This is a genomic window from Sulfitobacter sp. HI0027, assembly GCF_001634775.1.
Lineage (GTDB): Bacteria > Pseudomonadota > Alphaproteobacteria > Rhodobacterales > Rhodobacteraceae > Sulfitobacter.
Window position 1 is genome coordinate 1 of sequence record NZ_LWER01000074.1, and the last position, 1,506, is coordinate 1,506.

Annotated in this window: 3 pseudogenes; 2 read left to right on the plus strand and 1 reads right to left on the minus strand. The window is 55.3% G+C overall.

The annotated features are described in order from the left end of the window. Nucleotides 1-181: pseudogene (locus tag A3722_RS04320) on the minus strand (IS110 family transposase); the annotation flags it as partial. A gap of 172 nt (nucleotides 182-353) precedes the next feature. Here A3722_RS04320 and A3722_RS23135 point away from each other — a divergent pair. Further along, nucleotides 354-1,090: pseudogene (locus A3722_RS23135) on the plus strand (IS5 family transposase). 96 nt (nucleotides 1,091-1,186) lie between these two features. Then, nucleotides 1,187-1,506: pseudogene (locus tag A3722_RS04335) on the plus strand (IS110 family transposase); the annotation flags it as partial.

Here is a 1,506-nt window from a genome sequence, read left to right on the forward strand (position 1 = left end):
CCCAATAATGTGCGCTGCCACATGCCTCGAGGATAACCAAGCTTGGCTCCTGCTTAGCCATGAACACGGGAAACTGCGTTCGCGTCAGCTTCTTGCGAAACTGAATCTCCCCCGTGTGCAGCGCCCCATGAACTTGAAAAACATTCTTTGCCAGATCGACCCCGATCATCATATCCTTCATCTCGCCGTCCTCCTCTTTGTGTGGCTTTCAACACCACGACCTTGGCACATTGCGATGCCGTCTGGGGAGGGCGGCAACCACTCCATCTGTGGACAATCGGGATTCCCATCTGGTCTGATTTCTGATTCAAGCTCTCCAAATGGAGGTTTGAATGAACGAGCAGCGCTTTGTGATGACAGATCAAGTATGGCAGCGGCTTGAGCCGCATTTGCCGCGAAAAGCCAGTGACGTGGGAGCCACGGCAAAGGATAATCGGCTGTTTCTGGAAGCAGTTTTCTGGCGGGTTCGGACCGGCTCACCATGGCGTGATCTTCCGCCCGCTTTCGGAAACTGGAATAGCCAGTTTCGTCGCTTCCGTCGCTGGGCAAACGCCGGCGTATTCGAGCGTCTTTTCAACGCGATGAGTGGCGATCCCGACCTTGAATACGCACTCATCGACGGCACTATCGTTCAGGTTCACCAAAAGGCGGCCGGCGCAAAAGGGGGACTCAAGCTCAGGCTATCGGACGTTCGCGGGGAGGATTAACGACCAAAATCGTTGCGTTGGTCGACGCCCTGGGCAACCTAGTCCGTTTTCTATTACTGCCGGGTCAAGCGCACGACATGAAAGGCGTCGCGCCCCTAATCCGAGGCGTTTCTTTCGGCGTGCTACTGGCGGACAAAGCGTTTGACGCAAACTGGCTCTTGGAAGAACTGGACGAACGCGGCGCAAGTGCCGTGATCCCGCCGAAAACGAACCGCCAGCCTCAGCGCAACTTTGATGCCGAAGCATACAAATGGCGCCATCTGGTTGAAAACTACTTCGCGAAAATCAAAGAATTCAGAGGTATAGCAACGCGCTACGACAAGACGGATTGTAGCTACATAGCCAGTTGGAACCTTGCCGCTACCTTGATTGCGTCAAGATGAATGTCCACAGATGGAGTGGTTGCCGCCCTCCCCAGACGGCATCGCAATGTGCCAAGGTCGTGGTGTTGAAAGCCACACAAAGAGGAGGACGGCGAGATGAAGGATATGATGATCGGGGTCGATCTGGCAAAGAATGTTTTTCAAGTTCATGGGGCGCTGCACACGGGGGAGATTCAGTTTCGCAAGAAGCTGACGCGAACGCAGTTTCCCGTGTTCATGGCTAAGCAGGAGCCAAGCTTGGTTATCCTCGAGGCATGTGGCAGCGCACATTATTGGGCGCGCGAGATGGAAGCGCTTGGACATGAGGTAAAACTCATCGCGCCACAGTATGCTCGCCCGTTCGTGAAGCGCCAGAAAAACGACGCTGCCGACGCCGAGGCGATTGTCATCGCGGCTCGCCAGCCCGAGATGCGCTT